The 16212-nt window shown below is 72.7% G+C and carries 16 protein-coding genes; 10 read left to right on the top strand and 6 right to left on the bottom strand.

All coding sequences use genetic code 11. The annotated features are described in order from the left end of the window. Nucleotides 1–9 precede the first annotated feature (9 nt). Genes DAE25_RS09880 through DAE25_RS09860 form a run of 5 tightly spaced genes read left to right on the top strand, consistent with a single transcriptional unit; the run spans nt 10 to nt 6709 of the window. A complete protein-coding gene (locus DAE25_RS09880) occupies nt 10–1374 on the top strand; it encodes a GH1 family beta-glucosidase (protein WP_107766046.1) in 1365 nt (454 codons plus the stop codon). A gap of 10 nt (nt 1375–1384) precedes the next feature. Beyond that, entirely contained in the window at nt 1385–2425 is a 1041-nt protein-coding gene (locus DAE25_RS09875; protein WP_107766045.1) for a sulfotransferase family protein, read from the top strand. Nucleotides 2426–2433: 8 nt separating this feature from the next. After that, complete coding sequence (locus tag DAE25_RS09870; protein WP_199907521.1) at nt 2434–3417, top strand: glycosyltransferase family 2 protein; 984 nt, start codon at nt 2434–2436, stop codon at nt 3415–3417. Beyond that, nucleotides 3414–5177, top strand: coding sequence for a glycosyltransferase (locus tag DAE25_RS09865; RefSeq protein WP_107766044.1), 1764 nt, complete (start codon nt 3414–3416; stop codon nt 5175–5177). The genes DAE25_RS09870 and DAE25_RS09865 overlap by 4 nt, the downstream gene beginning before the upstream one ends. Continuing rightward, nucleotides 5174–6709, top strand: coding sequence for a glycosyltransferase (locus DAE25_RS09860; protein WP_107766043.1), 1536 nt, complete (start codon nt 5174–5176; stop codon nt 6707–6709). The genes DAE25_RS09865 and DAE25_RS09860 overlap by 4 nt, the downstream gene beginning before the upstream one ends. Before the next feature lie 106 nt (nt 6710–6815). Here the strand turns inward: DAE25_RS09860 and DAE25_RS09855 are convergent, their stop codons facing one another. The 5 genes from DAE25_RS09855 to DAE25_RS09835 all read right to left on the bottom strand — a co-directional run bounded on the left by DAE25_RS09855 (nt 6816) and on the right by DAE25_RS09835 (nt 11237). Continuing rightward, a complete protein-coding gene (locus DAE25_RS09855; RefSeq protein WP_107766042.1) occupies nt 6816–7268 on the bottom strand; it encodes a universal stress protein in 453 nt (150 codons plus the stop codon). A gap of 242 nt (nt 7269–7510) precedes the next feature. Next, nucleotides 7511–8191: an alpha/beta fold hydrolase gene (locus tag DAE25_RS09850; RefSeq protein WP_107766041.1), complete on the bottom strand. Its 681-nt coding sequence runs from the start codon at nt 8189–8191 to the stop codon at nt 7511–7513. An 8-nt stretch (nt 8192–8199) separates the two neighbouring features. After that, entirely contained in the window at nt 8200–9348 is a 1149-nt protein-coding gene (locus DAE25_RS09845; RefSeq protein WP_234410993.1) for a nucleotide sugar dehydrogenase, read from the bottom strand. 76 nt (nt 9349–9424) lie between these two features. Continuing rightward, entirely contained in the window at nt 9425–10582 is a 1158-nt protein-coding gene (locus tag DAE25_RS09840) for a MalY/PatB family protein (RefSeq protein ID WP_107766040.1), read from the bottom strand. 10 nt (nt 10583–10592) lie between these two features. After that, nucleotides 10593–11237, bottom strand: a complete 645-nt coding sequence (locus DAE25_RS09835) for a response regulator transcription factor (RefSeq protein ID WP_107766039.1) — start codon at nt 11235–11237, stop codon at nt 10593–10595. 165 nt (nt 11238–11402) lie between these two features. Here DAE25_RS09835 and DAE25_RS09830 point away from each other — a divergent pair, with 165 nt between their 5' ends. The 5 genes from DAE25_RS09830 (at nt 11403) to DAE25_RS09815 (ending at nt 15482) form a co-directional block, all read left to right on the top strand. After that, on the top strand, nt 11403–13097 hold the full coding sequence (locus DAE25_RS09830) for an MFS transporter (protein ID WP_107766038.1): 1695 nt from the start codon (nt 11403–11405) through the stop codon (nt 13095–13097). A 30-nt stretch (nt 13098–13127) separates the two neighbouring features. Next, a complete protein-coding gene (locus tag DAE25_RS09825) occupies nt 13128–13847 on the top strand; it encodes a DUF2652 domain-containing protein (protein ID WP_107766037.1) in 720 nt (239 codons plus the stop codon). Between the two features lie 102 nt (nt 13848–13949). Further along, on the top strand, nt 13950–14375 hold the full coding sequence (locus tag DAE25_RS09820; protein WP_199907520.1) for a pyridoxamine 5'-phosphate oxidase family protein: 426 nt from the start codon (nt 13950–13952) through the stop codon (nt 14373–14375). Nucleotides 14376–14510: 135 nt separating this feature from the next. Next, a complete protein-coding gene (locus tag DAE25_RS23530) occupies nt 14511–14651 on the top strand; it encodes a hypothetical protein (RefSeq protein ID WP_199907519.1) in 141 nt (46 codons plus the stop codon). 282 nt (nt 14652–14933) lie between these two features. Next, nucleotides 14934–15482 (top strand): hypothetical protein, encoded by a 549-nt coding sequence (locus tag DAE25_RS09815; protein ID WP_107766036.1) that lies wholly within the window; start codon nt 14934–14936, stop codon nt 15480–15482. On the opposite strand, the gene DAE25_RS09810 is transcribed toward DAE25_RS09815, so the two are convergent. Beyond that, nucleotides 15483–16157 carry a VOC family protein gene (locus tag DAE25_RS09810; protein ID WP_107766035.1) on the bottom strand — a complete coding sequence of 225 codons (675 nt, stop codon included), beginning with the start codon at nt 16155–16157 and terminating at the stop codon, nt 15483–15485. Between the last annotated feature and the right edge of the window lie 55 nt (nt 16158–16212).

Here is a 16212-nt window from a genome sequence, read left to right as displayed (position 1 = left end):
CTTCACAGCGTGACGACTGATCCGCCCGGGTCTTTCCCCCACCTCCCCCCGGGCTTTCGGTTCGGGACCAGCACGGCGGCGTACCAGATCGAGGGTGCGGCCACCGAGGACGGCCGCGGACCCAGCATCTGGGACACCTTCTGCGCCGAGCCCGGACGCATCTCCGACGGCTCGTCCGGTGCGGTCGCCTGCGACCACTACCACCGGTACGAGGAGGACGTCGCGCTGATGGCGGAGCTCGGCGCCGGCGGCTACCGGCTGTCCCTGTCGTGGTCCCGGATCATGCCCGACGGTCGCACCGTCAACGAGGCCGGGCTCGCGTTCTACGACCGCCTCCTCGACACCCTCGTCGCCCACGGCATCGCCCCGATGGTGACGCTCTACCACTGGGACCTGCCCCAGGCCCTCGAGGACGAGGGCGGCTGGCTCAACCGGGAGACCGTGGACCTCTTCGCCGCGTACGCCGCGGTCGTCGCCGAGCGCTTTGTCGACCGGGTCGAGCACTGGATCCCGATCAACGAGCCCAACGTCGCCTCGCTCCTCGGCTACGGCCTCGGTCTCCACGCGCCGGGCCGGACCCTGATGTTCGACTCGCTGTGGGCCTCGCACCACATGCTGCTGGCGCACGGTCGGGCCGCGATCGAGCTGCGCAAGCAGGGTGCGCAGAGCATCGGCTGCGCCAACAACCACGCTCCCGTCTGGCCCGCCTCCGACGACGACGCCGACGTCGGCGCCAGCAAGATCTACGACGGCCTGTGGAACGGCATGTTCCTCGAGCCGATGCTGCTCGGCCGCTACCCGGTCGACCTGGCGCCGCTGCTGGACGGGCTCGCCGAGCCGGGGGACATGGCGACCATCCGCCAGCCGCTCGACTTCTACGGCGTCAACTACTACAACCCGATGAAGGTCGCCGCGGCCCCCGAGGACGCGGACATGCCCTTCGAGCTGCGCGACGTCGTCGGCTACCCGACGACCGACTTCGGCTGGCCGGTCGTGCCCGACGCACTGCGCGAGTGGCTGATCATCTTCCGCGCCCGCTACCGCGCCGCGCTGCCGCCGATCATGATCACCGAGTCGGGGTGCGCCTACAACATGGGCCCGGACGAGGACGGTGTCGTCGACGACCAGCCGCGCATCGACTACCTGCACGCCCACCTGACCGCGGTCAGCGAGGCGATCGAGCGGGGCGTGGACGTCCGCGGCTACTACTGCTGGTCGCTGCTGGACAACTTCGAGTGGGCCGAGGGCTTCTCGCAGCGCTTCGGGCTCGTGCACGTCGACTACGACACGCTCGAGCGCACTCCCAAGCGCTCCTTCCGTTGGTACGCCGACCTGATCGCCGCCCAGCCCGGGAGCGGGTCCACTGCCGGATAGGGTGCGACGCATGTCGAGTCGTCGGGTCGTCTTCGTGGTCGGATCGGGCCGCAGTGGGACCAGCACCATGAGCGGCACGCTCCAGACGCTCGGGCTGCACGTGCCCCAGCCCGAGGTCGCCGCGGACGCCACCAACCCGAAGGGCTTCGGGGAGCCGCAGTGGGTCGTCGACCTGCACACCGAGCTCCTCGCCCGCAGCAACGTCCAGGTCTCCGACGCCCGCCCCCGTGCGTGGCTCGACGCCGGCCGGCTCAGCGGCGACCACGCCACCCGGGAGCGGGTCACGGCGTGGCTCGAGACCCAGTTCGCCGAGAACGACGAGCTGGTCATCAAGGACCCGCGGGCGTCGTGGTTCCTCGGGCTGTGGCGCGCGTGCGCCGACCGTTGCGACGCGACGTCGTCGTACGTCACCATGCTGCGACCGGTGACCGAGGTCGTCGGCAGCAAGAAGACCTACTACGACCAGCGCCAGGGCGACGTGACCCGCACCGCCGCGTGGGTCAACATGATGCTGCACACCGAGCGCGCCACCCGGGGCGAGCAGCGCCGCTTCGTCCGGTACGCCGACCTGCTGGCCGACTGGACCCAGCCGGTCTTCGCGATCGGCGAGGCCTTCGACCTGTCCGCGGTCAAGACGGCGATGGCCAACGACATCGCGCAGGTCCACAAGTTCATCGACCCCTCGCTGCGCCGGGTGACCATGACCTGGGACGACGTGCCGGTGCCCGCTCTCCTGCGCGACCTCGCCCAGGAGACGTGGGAGGTGCTCGACCGGATGGCCGAGGAGGGTGGCGACACCGTCAAGGCGCGCGCCGCCTGCGACCTGCTGCGGGTCACCTACGGCGAGATGTACGCCGACGCCGAGGCCTTCGCGCACTCCACGACGCTGGCCCAGCGGCGGACCGCCGCGGCCGACGCCCGCCGCAAGGCCGAGGCCGACCACGCCTCGGGTGCCCGCCGCGCGGCCGAGCTGGTGCCGCACTCGGTGCGCGCGATGGTCCCGGAGGGCGCCCGCCGCAGCCTCCGCAAGGCCCTGCACCGGGAGCGCTGAGGACACCCGTGCCGCCCACCACCCCGGACATCCCCTCGCTCGAGGGGCTCGCCGACTACGACGTCACGTGGCCATGGACGCGCGGCAAGCGGCTCACCCCCGGTCTCACCTGTGTCTTCCGGGTGCGCAACGAGGCCCGCAACCTGCCGTGGGTGCTGCCGCCGATCCTCTCCGCCGTCCAGCACGTGATCCTCGTCGACAACGGGTCGACCGACGGCACGCTCGAGGTCGCCGCGTCGATCGCCGCCGACCTGGGCGCGAGCGACCGCTTCACCGGGCTCACCTACCCGCACTCCGTCGCCCGTGCCGGTGGTGAGCACCTGGCCACCCCGGCCACCTCGGTGCACTCGCTGACGCACTTCTACAACTGGTGCTTCAGCCACGTGCGGACGTCGTACTCCATGAAGTGGGACGGCGACATGGTGCTCACCCCCGAGGGCGCGGGCATCCTGCGCGACCTGGCCTGGCAGCTGGAGTCGACTCAGACGATCGTGGCCATGCCGCGCCACCCGCTCACCGTGGTCGACGAGCGGACCGGCTGGCTCGACCTGTCGCTGCGCTTCCTCGAGCCGTGGGTCTATCCCATGGGTCCGGACTACACCTTCGTGAAGGCCTTCGACTGGGAGCTGCGCGAGTATCCCGCGGGCGTCGAGCGGCTCGTCCTCCAGCAGGGGCTGTGCGTGGAGGTCAAGTGGCTCGACGCCGACGAGTACGCCCACTGGCGCACCGAGGGTGTCGACTTCACCCACACCCGGCTCTACCGCAAGCTGCGCGAGTTCGAGGTGGACGAGGCGATCCGCTCGGGCCGCGCCGAGGCCCTGGGCGGCCTCGTCCGCGTCGACGCACCCGAGGGCGTCCACATCATCGACCACGTCACCCGCACGTGGCTGCGTCAGCAGCCGCGACCGCTGGTCACCCACAGCCTCCCCACGTCGCTGCGCGAGCGCACCCCCCGAGACCTGGCCGGCCGCGAGCAGGAGGCCCAGCGATGAGCGTGTCCTTCTCCGGTCATCCCCTCGATGGCTTCACCTCCCCCGAGCCCCTCCTGGTCATCGGTGACGACGCGTCCGCCGCCGACCTGGCACCGGCCGGTGCCACGTACACGACGATGGCAGGCACCACCGACATCGGCCGCGGCTGGAAGTCGGTGCTGTGGATGACCGCCGACCGTGCCTCGCTGCGCCGCCTCGCGTCCACCGTCAGCCGGGTCGGCCAGACCCGCGTCGTCGCGCTCTGGCTCACCGACGCCACCGAGCCGCTCGCCCTCGTCCCGCGCCCCGAGTGGCCGCCGCTCACCTCCTTCATGGCCCGCGAGGCGGGCCGTGGCGTGCTCACCGTGCTCCGCTTCGCCCAGCCGATCGGCGCCCACGTGGTGCTGACCGAGCTCGCCCGCCAGGCCGTGCCCGGCGTCGACACCGGCCACGGGGGAGTCGTCGTGGCGTACGCCGGTCGCGAGCCCGCTGCGGGCCTCGACGTGCGGGCGCCGCGCTACGCCTCCGCCGCGGAGGCCGGCGACCCGGAGGTCGTGGTGCCGGCCGACGTGGTGGTGGCGGGTCCCGAGGCTCGCTCCGCTCGCACCTCGACCACCGAGACGACGGGCGTCCCGGTCCACCCCGTCATCGACCGCGCCCCGACCGTCGTCACGGACCCCGGCCTCGAACCGGTCGACGAGATGGTGGTCAACCCCCGCGGCTGGCGCAAGGAGTGGACCGAGCCGGTCCGCGACCTCGCGCCCGGCCAGGCCACCACCGAGGCCGCCATCGCGGCGCTCCGCGACGTCCAGGGCCTCCGCGTCGACCTCACCACCGCCGACCCGCAGGTGGTCGCCCACCTCGCCGCGGCCGGCGTACCCCTCATCGCCACCGGGACCCACCCCGCGCTCGGACCGACGCTGACCCAGGCGCTGGAGGCGCAGCCCGACCTGGAGGACGCCCTCGCCCGCGAGGAGCACAGCGTCACGACCAGGCGCGCCGCGCTCCTCGAGCACTCCACCGTCGCGTGGCGCGCCCGCCTCGCCGCCCGGGCCGGTGTGCGGCACGTGGCGAGGCCGCAGGTCAGCGTCCTGCTCACCACGATGCGCCCCCACCAGCTCGACTTCGCGCTGCGCCAGCTCGCCCGCCAGCGCGACGCCGACTTCGAGCTCGTGCTCGCCACCCACGGCTGGGAGGCCGACGAGGCGCAGGTCCGTGCGGCCCTGCCCGGCCGCGACGTCGTGCTCGTCCCGCGCAGCCAGGACACCTTCTTCGGCGACGTGCTCAACGCGGCGTACGAGGCGGCCTCCGGCGACGTGCTGCTCAAGGTCGACGACGACGACTGGTACGGCCCGCACGCGGTCGTCGACCTGCTCCTCGCCCGGCGCTACAGCGGCGCCGACGTGGTGGGCATGCCCAGCGAGTTCGTCCACCTCGCCGAGCTCGGCATCACCACGCGGCGCAACCACCCGACCGAGATCTTCAACCGCTTCGTGGCCGGCGGCACGATCATGGCCGACCGCGACGTGGTGCGCAGCGTGGGCGGCTTCCGGCCCGTACGCCGCTTCGTCGACGCCCAGCTCCTCAGCGGCATCGAGGCGGCCGGCGGCCGGATCTACCGCACCCACGGCCTGGGCTACGTCCTGCGACGCCTCGCCTCCGGCCAGCACACGTGGCAGGTCGAGGCCGACTCGTTCCGCAAGGAGGGCATCGTGGACCGGGAGTGGACCGGCTTCCACGCCAGCCGCGAGCTCGAGGTCGACGAGCGGGACCTGCCATGAGCCAGCCCGTGTCCGCCCGCCGCGACCAGCCCGTCGTACGCCGCAACGAGTGGGACGTCCTCACGCCTCCCGCGATCGGGGCGTGGACCCCCACGCGGACCGTCACGGTCGTCGTCCCGGCGTACAACTCCCACCGCACCCTGCCGCACGTGCTCGCCGGCCTGGCCGCGCAGACCTACCCCGCGCACCTCGTGGAGGTCGTGATCTCCGACGACGGCAGCACCCCGCCCGTCGTGCTGCCCGAGGTCGTCCCCGACCACACCCGCGTCGTGCGCGTCGAGGAGGGCTGGGGCTGCGCCGGCGCCTGCGAGGTCGCGGGCCGGGCGAGCGAGGGCGAGCTCCTCTACTTCGTCGACGCCGACATGCTGCTGTGGCCCGACCACCTCGAGGCCCAGCTCCGCTGGCTGCACGAGGTCGACTACGCCGTGGTGGCCGGCACCAAGCGCTTCGTCGACCCCGAGCGGCTGCTGGCCCAGGACCCGGCGACCACCCGCGACCAGGTGGCCTCCGGCGAGGTCGCGACCCTGTGGGACTGGGACACCGCCGAGCCGCACAAGTGGGTCGACGGGATGTGGCGGCGTACCGACGACCTCACCCACGCCGGCCCGCGCGCCTTCCGGTCCTTCGTCGGGGCGACCTTCGCGCTGTCCCGCGACCTGCTCGACGCGGCCGGCGGTTGGGACACCACGCTGCGCCTCGGCGAGGACATGGAGCTCGGCCACCGCCTCGGCGAGGCCGGCGGGCTGCTCGTCCCCGAGCACGCCGCGAAGTCCTGGCACCTCGGCCGCTCGCACGTGATGGAGCGCCGCGAGCAGGTCAACCGCTACAACGACGCCTACCTCGCCAACCTGATTCCCGGGATGAGGCCCAAGCGCAACGCGCACGGCCGCCGCTACGAGACGCCGTACCTCGAGGTCGTGCTGGAGATGGCCGGCGACGCCGACGAGGTGATGGGCTGCGTCGACGCCGTCCTCGACTCCACCCTCGACGACCTGCGGGTGCTGCTGGTCGGGGACTGGGTGGCGCTGCACGAGGAGCGCATCCACCCGCTCGCCGACCCGCTGCTCGAGACCCGCATCGTGCACCGCTCGTACCGTGACGACCAGCGCGTCGCCCTCGTCGCCGCGGTGCCCGCGGGACGCACCCGCTCCAGCCTGCGGCTGACCCTCGACTCGCCCGCCCTCGCACCCGCGCCCGGTGCGCTGCTCGCCCTGGTCGAGGACCTCGAGCGCACCCACGACGGCGCCCTGGTCATCGAGGGCGTCGGCCGACTCGAGCGCGTCGCCGCGGTCAGCCGGGCGACCTGGCTCGGCCTCGGCACGTCCGACGAGGCGCTGGACCGGGTCTATGGCGTACGCCGCCTCGCGGCCGCCGACGCCGGCTTCGTCCCCACCGCCGAGCGGGAGGTCCCGCGGTACGACGGCAAGCTCAAGAAGCCGGTCCCGTCCGAGCTGGGCGGTGCGACCCCGCCCGAGGAGCAGCGGCCGCCGGAGCACCACGAGCGGCGCGGCATCTGGGGTCGGCTGCGCTAGGGCCGCCCGACCGCCGAGCACAACGCAGGCAGTTCGCGTCCCAGCCGCCCGCGCTGAGCGGGCCGATGTAGTGCGGCGACGCGAACTGCCTCCGTGGTGCGCGCTCTCAGACCTGTGGGGTCCCGTGCACGATCAGCACGCTCATCGGGGCGTGCACTGCAACCCGCGCTGAGACGCTGCCCCGCAGGAAACGCCGCACGTCACCGAGGCCGCGGCTGCCGACGATGACCAGGTCGGCCCCCTCGCGCTCCGCGACGTCGATGATCGCGGTGGCGGGGTCGTCCACCACCACGTGCCCCTCGCAGTCCACGCCTCGTTCCTGCAGTCGCAGGAGCGCGACCTGCTGGCGAGCGTTCTCCGGGGCGTTCGGTTCGTACGCGTCGCGGAACTCCGGGGGCAGCTGCCGGAGGTGGTCGGCAATCCTGGCGGCCGACTCGGGGTGCGAGGCGGTGACCACGTGGACCGTGCCGCCCGGTCCGACCTGGTCGGCTGCCGCCTCGAGCGCCCGATCGGCGTCGGGGGAGCCGTCGTACCCGACGACCACCGTGTCGTATCCCATTGCGTCTCACTCCCATCGGCATCGAGACCGCCGCAACCGACCTCGCGGCCCAGTCCTCCACGTGCCACGATGCCGCTCGCGGTGTCGGGTGGTCAGGTCCGTTGGTCACCGGCTGGCGGGACGTTCTGCCAGCATGGAGTCGCGCACACCGGCGTGGAACGTCAGGGCTCGGACGCGGCTCGAGGGTGGAATTCCACACACCTGCGTGGAAGTTCAGACAGGCCCCGCGGTCGCCCGCCGGGTCAGGACCTCCAGAACTCCCGCAGCAGGTCCATGACCCGGGGGTCGTCCTGCACGCGGTGCCCGGCACCGGCCACGGTGTGGTGCGCGGCCCCGAGGCCGACCAGCGACTCCGCGGTCTCGGCGTACAGGGGGCCGGACGGAGCGGTGAGGACGAGCGTGCGCGCCGGCAGGGAGGGCCCCAGGCCGACACCCCACGGCGGAGCGAGACGACGGAGGCGGGCGGCGTTGTCCGACAGTGCGTCGTCCCACGAGGTCGGCGGAGGGAAGCCCATGCCCGCAGCGAAGCGGGCGAACCAGTCCGGGTCGGAGAGCCCCGGGTCGGACGCGGAGGCGAACACCGCGCCCATGTCGGCGATGTGCTCCTCCACCGCCGGCATCCCGCGGGCGAGGTCGAAGCACGCCGGCTCGAGCAGTGCCAGCGAGCGGACGAGGTCGGGACGCGCCTGGGCCGCGAGGAGGGCCGCGTTGGCGCCGTACGAGTGCGCGACCACGTGCCCGCCTGCGGACGAGGCCAGCAGGTCGACGAGGCGGCGCGAGGCACGGGCAGGGTCGTCACCCTCGGCATCACGCGGGAGGAAGTGCCACCCGGTCTCGGGCGCGACGGCCTGGAGCGGCCACGCGTCGACGCCGGCGCCCCCGGCGCCGTGGACGAAGACGACGGGCACGACGGCGGGCGCCACGATCGAGCTCAGTCCGAGCCGAAGAGGTCGCGCGTGTAGACCCGGTCGGCGACGTCGGCGAGCTCGGGGACCATCCGGTTGGCGACGATCACGTCGGCCTCGCGCTTGAAGGCGTCGAGATCGCTGACGACCTCCGAGCCGTAGAACCGGCCGTCGGCGTCGAGGTGCTCCGCGCCGATCTCGGGCTCGTAGACGACGACCGGGATGCCCTTGGCCTTGATCCGCTTCATGATCCCCTGCACCGAGGACTCGCGGAAGTTGTCCGACCCGGCCTTCATCAGCAGCCGGTGCACGCCGACGGTGCTGGGCTTGCGGTCGATGATGTCGAAGGCGATGAAGTCCTTGCGCGTGGTGTTGGCGTCGACGATCGCGGTGATGAGGGTCTGCGGGACCTCGGAGTAGTTGGCCAGCAGCTGCCGGGTGTCCTTGGGCAGGCAGTAGCCGCCGTACCCGAAGGACGGGTTGTTGTAGTGCGTGCCGATCCGCGGGTCGAGCCCGACGCCGTCGATGATCTGCCGAGTGGCGAGGCCGCGCGACATGGCGAACGAGTCGAGCTCGTTGAAGAACGCCACCCGCATGGCGAGGTAGGTGTTGGCGAAGAGCTTGATCGCCTCGGCCTCGGTCGGCTCGGTGAAGAGCGTGGGCACGTCGTCCTCGTCGGAGCCCTCGACGAGCAGCTCGGCGAAGCGGCGGGCGCGGTCGCTGTCCTCGCCGACCACGATGCGCGCGGGGTGGAGGTTGTCGTGCAGGGCCCGGCCCTCGCGGAGGAACTCCGGGCTGAAGATCACGTTGTCGGTGCCCAGCCGCGCACGCACGTCCTCGACGTAGCCCACCGGGATCGTCGACTTGATGACCATCGTCGCGTCCGGCGCCACCTTCTGGACGTCGGCGATCACCATCTCGACCGAGGCGGTGTTGAAGTAGTTGGTGACCTCGTCGTAGTTGGTCGGCGTCGAGATGATCACGTAGTCCGCGCCGGCGTAGGCCTCGGCCGGGTCGGTCGTGAACGTGACGTCGAGGTCCTCCTCGGCGAGGAAGCGCTCGATGTCGTCGTCGTGGATGGGGCTGTGCCCTCCACGCAGGGTCTCGACGCGCGCCTCGTCGAGGTCGAAGGCGACGACCCGGTGGTGGCGGGCGAGGAGCACCGCCATCGACAACCCGACGTACCCGAGTCCGGCGACGGCGATCCTGGTGGTGGTGGCTTCGGTGGTCACCCAGCGAATTGTGCCCGAGTCAGGCGCCCAGCGCGGCGGCGGTGCGGCGAACGATCTCGGTCAGCCGCTCGCGCGAGGTCGCGATGTTGAGGCGTACGTGCCCGCCGGTGCCCGGGTGGTAGTCGTGCCCGGGGGCCACCTTGACCCGGCCCTTCTCGAGCAGCACCGCGGCCGGGTCCCAGTCGTCGACGTCGGCCGGGCCGTAGGCGCGCAGGTCGAGCCAGGCGAGGTACGTCGCCTCGAGCGGTCGCATCCTGGCCTGCGGGAGGTGCTCGGCCAGCAGCTCGCCGAGCAGGGTCCGCTGCTGGTCGAGCCGCTCGCGCAGCGCCGCCAGCCAGGGGTCCCCGTGCGTGTACGCCGCGACGGCGGCCACGACGCCGAGCGTCGACCACGAGTCGTTGCGGGCCATCGGGACGGAGAACAACCGGTCGCGGGTGGCGTCGTCCCCGGTCACCACCTGGGCGCATTTGAGGCCGGCGGTGTTGAACGCCTTGGACGAGGCGACCACGGCGACCGCGTGGTCGGCGGTGCCGGGGAGCGAGAGGTAGGGGACGTGCTCGCGACCGGGCAGCACCAGCGGGGCGTGGATCTCGTCGCTGATCACGCGCGCGCCGTGCGCGGTCACCACGTCGCGGATGCCCTCGAGCTCGGCTCGGCCGAAGACCCGGCCCCACGGGTTGTGGGGCTGGGTGAGCAGCAGGGTGCGGGCACCGTCGGCGAGGAGGCGGTCGAGCCGGTCGAGGTCGATGGCGCAGTGCTCGGCGTCGGGGTCGACGACGAGGTCCCAGCGCTCCCGGCCGGTGATCGCGGCGATCTCGAGCTGCGGGCTGTAGGCCGGGACGGGCATCACCATCGGGCCCGGGTCGGACAGCACGTCGAGGGCCAGCCGGACCCCGGCGGTCACGTCCACGACCGGGATGACGTGCTCCGGGTCGACCCGGTGGCCGAACTGCCGCGCCGCCCATGCGGCGTACGCTCGGCCGAGCTCGCCGCCGCGCTCGAACGGCGGGTAGCCGGTCTGGCCGGCGTCGACGGCCGCGTGCAGCGCGTCGAGGACGACGTCGGCGGTCGCGTAGTCCATCTCGGCCACCCAGGCGGGGATGACGTCGGGATCGACGGTGCCCCACTTGAGGACGAGGGCGCGGCGGGCTTCGGCGTCGGTGAGGTCGCGGATCACCCTCCCGACCCTAGGCGCGCAGCGTGCCGTGCCGCTCGACCTCGGTGTCGGGGCGTCGCTCGTGGCCGGGACCGAGACCGTGGCTCAGGGCCCACAGGACCGCCTGCGAGCGGCTGTCGACGTCGATCTTGCGGTAGGAGGACCGGACGTAGGACTTGACCGAGTTGATCGACAACCCCATCTGGGCGGCCACGTCGTTGTTCGAGAGGCCAACGGCGATGAGGGACAGCACCTCGGCCTCGCGGGCCGTGAGCCCCTCGTCCTGGCCGACCCAGGCCGACCCGTCGTGGGTGGTCCGCCGGTCCGGCGCGACGACGACGCGCCCGTGGTGGACCGCCCGCAGCGCCGCGACGAGCTCGGGGCCCGCCAGCGCCTTGGAGAGGTAGCCGGACGCGCCCTGCCGGATGAGGTCACCGGCCAGCCAGGGCTGGAAGTTCCACGTGTAGACGACGACCTTGCCGACCCGGCCGTCGGCGAGGAGCCGGGCGACCCGCCGCTGGCCCTGCTCGGTCGTGACGGTGTCGAACAGGACGACGTCGGCACTCGACGACGACAGGTCGACGAGCCGGACGGTCTCGCCGTGGCCCTCCACCATCGCCGACACGCCCCGCACGACGAGCTCGTCGGCATCGACGAGCGCAACTCGCATCACCATCGATCCGGTCGTCCTCTCCCTCGGCCTGCGCGGTTTACATTGTAAAACGCCGGTTCAAGCAGCCCGCACCGCAGGGGGTTCGCCACCGCCGTCCTCGCCACCAAATCGGATGAGTCGTGGGTGCGATCCCACTGCCGGGCGACCGCACGGTCCTACAGTCGGTCGATGCGCGAGCGGGGGACCACGCACCGGCTGGCGGACGCCGGGGCGGCGTTCACCAGCAACGCCCGCAACCCGGACCTGAGGCGGGCCCAGCTGAGCTTCCTCGGGGCGTGGACGGCCGAGTGGGCCTTCACCGTCGCGCTCGGCATCGTGGCCTACCGCGACGGGGGCGCTGCCGCGCTCGGCCTGGTGGGGCTCCTGCGGATGGTCCCCTCCGCGATCGTGGCGCCGCTGCTCTCGCCCCTCGCCGACCGCGGCCGCCGTGAGCGGGTGCTGGTCGTCGTCTCCACCGTGCGCGGGCTCGCGACCGGGGCCGCCGCCGTGGTGGCCGCGGTGGGGGGCGCGTCGGCGGCGATCTACGCCCTGGCGGTGCTCTCCACGATCGCGGCCACGCTCTTCCGGCCGGCCCACTCCGCCCTGCTGCCCTCGCTGTGCCACACCGGCCACGAGCTGGCCAGCGCCAACGTGGTGCGCGGGATGCTCGACTCGGCGGCCACGCTGGTGGGGCCGCTCATCGCGGCCGTGCTGCTCGGGGTTGCCGACGTGGAGGTGGTCTTCGCGGTGGCCGCGGCCGCCTCGCTGTGGTCCGCCGCCCTCCTCCTCCGCCTGCAGTACGACGCCCCGCCGCGGCCCGCCGCGTCGGCCCGCCCCCGTCTGGTGCGGGAGGCCGCCGAGGGGATCCGTGTGGTCGCCCACCACCGCGACCTCGCGCTGGTGCTCGGCCTCGCGGCCGCGCAGTCCTTCACCCGGGGTGCGCTGACCGTCTTCTCCGTGGTGGTGTCCATCGAGCTGCTCGGCCGCGGTGAGCCCGGCGCCGGCACCCTGATGACCGCCGTCGGGGTCGGTGCGGTCCTCGGGTCGCTGGGTGCCTCCCTCCTCGTCGGCACGAGGCGCCTCGGTGCCTGGTTCGCGCTCGGGGTCGCGCTGTGGGGTCTGCCGATCGCGCTGGTCGGCTTCGTGCCGGTGGACTTCGCGGCGCTGGTGCTGCTGGCCTTCGTCGGCGTCGGCAACGCGCTCATCGACGTGGCGGGCTTCACCCTGCTGGGTCGGATGGCCCCCGACGAGGTGCTGGCGCGGGTCTTCGGCGTGCTGGAGAGCCTGGTCGCGGTGTCCATCGGGGTCGGCGCGGTCGCCGCCTCGTGGGCGGTCGGGGCGTGGGGGCCGCGCACCGCGCTGGTGGCCGTCGGGCTCGTCTGCCCGGTGCTGGCCGCCGCGTCCTGGTGGCGGCTGCGCGAGCTCGACCGCACGGTGGGGGTGCACGACGAGGTGGTCGGCCTGCTGCAGCGGGTCCCGATGCTGCGCACCCTCCCGCTGCCCTCGGTCGAGCAGCTCGCCCGTGGCCTCGAGCGCGTCGACATCCCCGCAGGGGCGACGGTCTTCAGCCAGGGCGACGTCGGTGACCGCTACTACGTGGTCGAGTCCGGCGAGGTCGACGTCGTGGGGGACGGTCGCCTCCTGACCACCCTGGGGCCCGGCGAGGGGTTCGGCGAGATCGCGCTGCTCCGGCAGACCCGCCGGACGGCGACGGTCGTCGCGCGCGGCGACGTACGCCTGCAGGCCCTGCTCTCGGACCGGTTCCTGGCGGTCGTGCTGGGCTACACGCCGAGTGCGCGGGAGGCCGCGCTGGGCGTCGACGAGATGCTGGACCGCTTCGACCCGGAGCGACCGGCCACCGATCCGCCGCCGTCGCACCCTTGAGGCGGGCCGGGGCTTCTGCCATCGTGAGCCATGGCCTCCGTCCGGGGGCTCATGCTCATCGCCGACATCGGCGGCTACACCGAGTACATGAGCACCCACCGCATGAGCCTCGCGCACGCCCAGGTCAACACCGGCCGGCTGCTCGAGCGGGTGATCGACGCCGCTCCCGGCCTCGAGCTGGTCGAGGTGGAGGGTGACGCGGCGTTCCTCTACCGCGAGGCCGGCTCGACGGCGCCCGACGACCTCGTCCGCGAGGTCACCCAGCTGGCCGCGGCGATGCACCGGGCCTTCCACGTCGAGCGGGAGTACGTCGCGCGCAACCTCTGTCCGTGCTCGGGGTGCAAGGAGGCGGCCAACCTGACGCTCAAGTTCGTGGCGCACGTGGGGGAGGTGGCCACCCAGACGATCCGCGACCGCCTCAAGCTCGTCGGGATCGACGTGATCCTGGTGCACCGGTTGCTCAAGAACCCGGTCCCGGTGCGGGAGTACGTGCTGCTCTCCGAGGAGCTCTACGGGACCGGCGCGTCCACCGTGTCCGACCAGGTCCACGAGGTCGCGCCGGAGCTGGAGGGCATCGGCACCGTGCGGGCCTTCTACGTCGACGTGGCCGGGCTCGACGAGGGCGCGCCGCCGCTGCCGGCGCCGACCGTGCGTGGCCGTCTGGTGCGCACGGCGTACGCCGCCGGCGCGGGGCTGCCGTACATGTTCGGCCGCCGTCGTCGGGAGCTCCAGGGAGCGGCCGGAGCGTAGCGACCGAAAGGCCCGGCGCAGCGGGACCGTCGGCACTGTGTGGTGCGGACCCCGCGGCCTAGCGTCGAGGAGAAGGACCGACATCGTGAGGGAGTGGTCGCCGTGACCGACGAGTTCGTCACCCAGCTGTCGCTGGACGAGTGCTGGGAGATGTTGCGCGAGGAGGAGTTCGGGCGGCTGGCCTTCCGGCTCGTCGACGAGGTCCACATCACGCCGATCAACTACGCGGTCGACGGCGAGACGCTGCTCTTCCGGACCGCCGAGGGCAACAAGCTCCTGTCCGTCGTGATGGGCTCCGAGGTGGCCTTCGAGATCGACCGGTACGGCGAGGACGCGGCGCGGAGCGTCGTCGTGCGCGGGTCGGCCCGGCTGCTCCCCGAGGACGAGGCCCACCGCTCGGAGAGCGTCCCGTTGAGGCCGTGGGTGCCGTCGTTGAAGTACAACGTCGTCGAGATCACCCCGAAGGTCATCACCGGGCGGGCGTTCTCGCTCGAGCGACCCTGGCTCCACCTGCGTCCGCACGACTGACGCCCGGGACTCCAATCCGACGAGCGGTCGGCGACGAAGGCCACGTGCACGGCGGCCCAGCCACCTCTCTCCCTCCTGGTGGCGGGGCCGTCGTGCTCCGGGGACCCTTTGGGGTGCCCCGTTACGTTTTCAACCATGGGAATCATGAAGAAGGCAGGCGCCCTCGGAGTCGCCAAGATGGTCTACACGGAGGCGCGGAAGCCCCACAACCAGGCCAAGATCAAGCAGGCGATGCAGACGATCAAGGACCGTCGCAACCAGGGCCGCGCCCGCTGAGCTCGTAGCCAGGACCCGTGGACTGCTGGCCCCGACGGCGATCGTCGGGTGCGGCGGTACGGGTCACGGGAGCTCCCCCGTGCGGTCTTGAGGAGATCTTGAGAGGTCGTGGACCGCACGCTGTCGAAGCGTTGCCGATCCTCCGAGGACAGGCTCAGACCACCGTGTTGCGACGTCACCCGTTCGTGGGAAAACGGCGCACGTTTCCATCCGATCGTGGCACGGCGCCGAAGTGTGGGGGTGCGCGCCGGACGAGCGCGCGAGACGGGGGGAGGAGCCTGCATGACCGTCACCATCACCCACCCGGGAGCGGGTCTGCTCGCACCCGCCCTGGACACCCTGACCGACGTGGTGGCAGGTGACTGGGCCAGCGTCTCGCGGCTGTGCGCCGCGCGCCTGAAGGACGCGAAGACCTGCGGCTTCGACCTCGACGTCGTCGCGGTGCGTGCCGGCGTCGTGCGCAGTCCGCGCCAGACGTACGACTACCAGGTGCACCACCGCTTCCTCGTGGTCTCCGAGCACCCCGCGGTCCTGTGTGCGGCGCTCGACCTCTACGTGCAGCTGTGGCTCGGCCGGTGGGACACCCTCGAGCAGGTGGCCCCGGTGCGCACCCGGCCCATCCCGGGCTGGCGTCCCCTCGAGCTGCTCCGCGCCCGTGCGCGCCACCAGCTCCCCGGCACCTGGCCGGAGGAGTCGGCCGACGCCGAGGGCCTGACCCAGGCGCCGCCGACGGCCCGGCTGGCGCACCACATCCTGACCGCGCTCGAGGGCGGCAGCGACTCCCCGTTGTACGACGTCCCGGCGGGCCCCGCCGCCGTGCACGTCACCTGATCAGGCCCGCGGGAACACGCAGAACTCGTTGCCCTCCGGGTCGGCCAGCACCGTCCAGTGCGGCTGGTCCCAGAGGTGGGTCGCGCCCCGCGCGAGCAGCTCGTCGACATCACCCCTGACGTCCCAGTGGGCGCGGTTGGGCTCGGTGCGTGGCTCGGGCACCGGGGCGAAGTCGAGGGTCATGGTCTCGTCGACGGCGACGCCGGTCAGCGTCCACACGTCGTACTCCGCCTGGAACTCGGGCTCGGCGCCGAAGAGCTCACCCCACCAGCGGGCCTGGGCCTCGGCGTCCCCGCAGTCGATGCCGATCCCGTGGATGCGGTAGTCCGGCAGCCGGTCGGGCGTGCGCACGAACGCGCAGAACTCGTTGCCCTCCGGGTCGGCCATGACCGTCCACCCGAACCCGGTCTCCTCGGCCGGATCGAGCACGGAGCCGCCGAGGTCGACCAGGTCGTCGATCGACGCGCAGTAGACGTCGAGGTGGACGCGGTTCTTGACCCGGTGCGGCCGGTCGACCGGGTTGACCCACAACGAGTGGGCCGGTGTCGGGCCCCCGAGCCGGGCCGGGGCCTCGCCGTCCGCGATGTCGAGCCCGCTGACGGCCGCCCAGAACTCGGACTGCATCCCGACGTCGATCGCGTCGATGCAGAGGTCCTGCCAGCGCACGATGCTCATGGTGGCAGTCAAGCACTCGTACGCCGTCGGGTCAGCCCCGGATTCGGGAGGCTTA

It is taken from the genome of Nocardioides terrigena (assembly GCF_003047265.1).
Lineage (GTDB): Bacteria > Actinomycetota > Actinomycetes > Propionibacteriales > Nocardioidaceae > Nocardioides > Nocardioides terrigena.
The sequence above is the reverse complement of the archived record's forward strand: the minus strand, read 5'-3'. Positions and strand labels throughout refer to the sequence as shown.

Excerpts from the sequence above, each read along its gene's own strand:
- DAE25_RS09815 (WP_107766036.1), top strand. The coding sequence starts at position 14,934 with ATGACCGTCACCATCACCCACCCGGGAGCGGGTCTGCTCGCACCCGCC.
- DAE25_RS09810 (WP_107766035.1), bottom strand. The coding sequence starts at position 16,157 with ATGAGCATCGTGCGCTGGCAGGACCTCTGCATCGACGCGATCGACGTC.
- DAE25_RS09860 (WP_107766043.1), top strand. The coding sequence starts at position 5,174 with ATGAGCCAGCCCGTGTCCGCCCGCCGCGACCAGCCCGTCGTACGCCGC.
- DAE25_RS09830 (WP_107766038.1), top strand. The coding sequence starts at position 11,403 with ATGCGCGAGCGGGGGACCACGCACCGGCTGGCGGACGCCGGGGCGGCG.
- DAE25_RS09875 (WP_107766045.1), top strand. The coding sequence starts at position 1,385 with ATGTCGAGTCGTCGGGTCGTCTTCGTGGTCGGATCGGGCCGCAGTGGG.
- DAE25_RS23530 (WP_199907519.1), top strand. The coding sequence starts at position 14,511 with ATGGGAATCATGAAGAAGGCAGGCGCCCTCGGAGTCGCCAAGATGGTC.
- DAE25_RS09825 (WP_107766037.1), top strand. The coding sequence starts at position 13,128 with ATGGCCTCCGTCCGGGGGCTCATGCTCATCGCCGACATCGGCGGCTAC.
- DAE25_RS09835 (WP_107766039.1), bottom strand. The coding sequence starts at position 11,237 with ATGGTGATGCGAGTTGCGCTCGTCGATGCCGACGAGCTCGTCGTGCGG.
- DAE25_RS09855 (WP_107766042.1), bottom strand. The coding sequence starts at position 7,268 with ATGGGATACGACACGGTGGTCGTCGGGTACGACGGCTCCCCCGACGCC.
- DAE25_RS09865 (WP_107766044.1), top strand. The coding sequence starts at position 3,414 with ATGAGCGTGTCCTTCTCCGGTCATCCCCTCGATGGCTTCACCTCCCCC.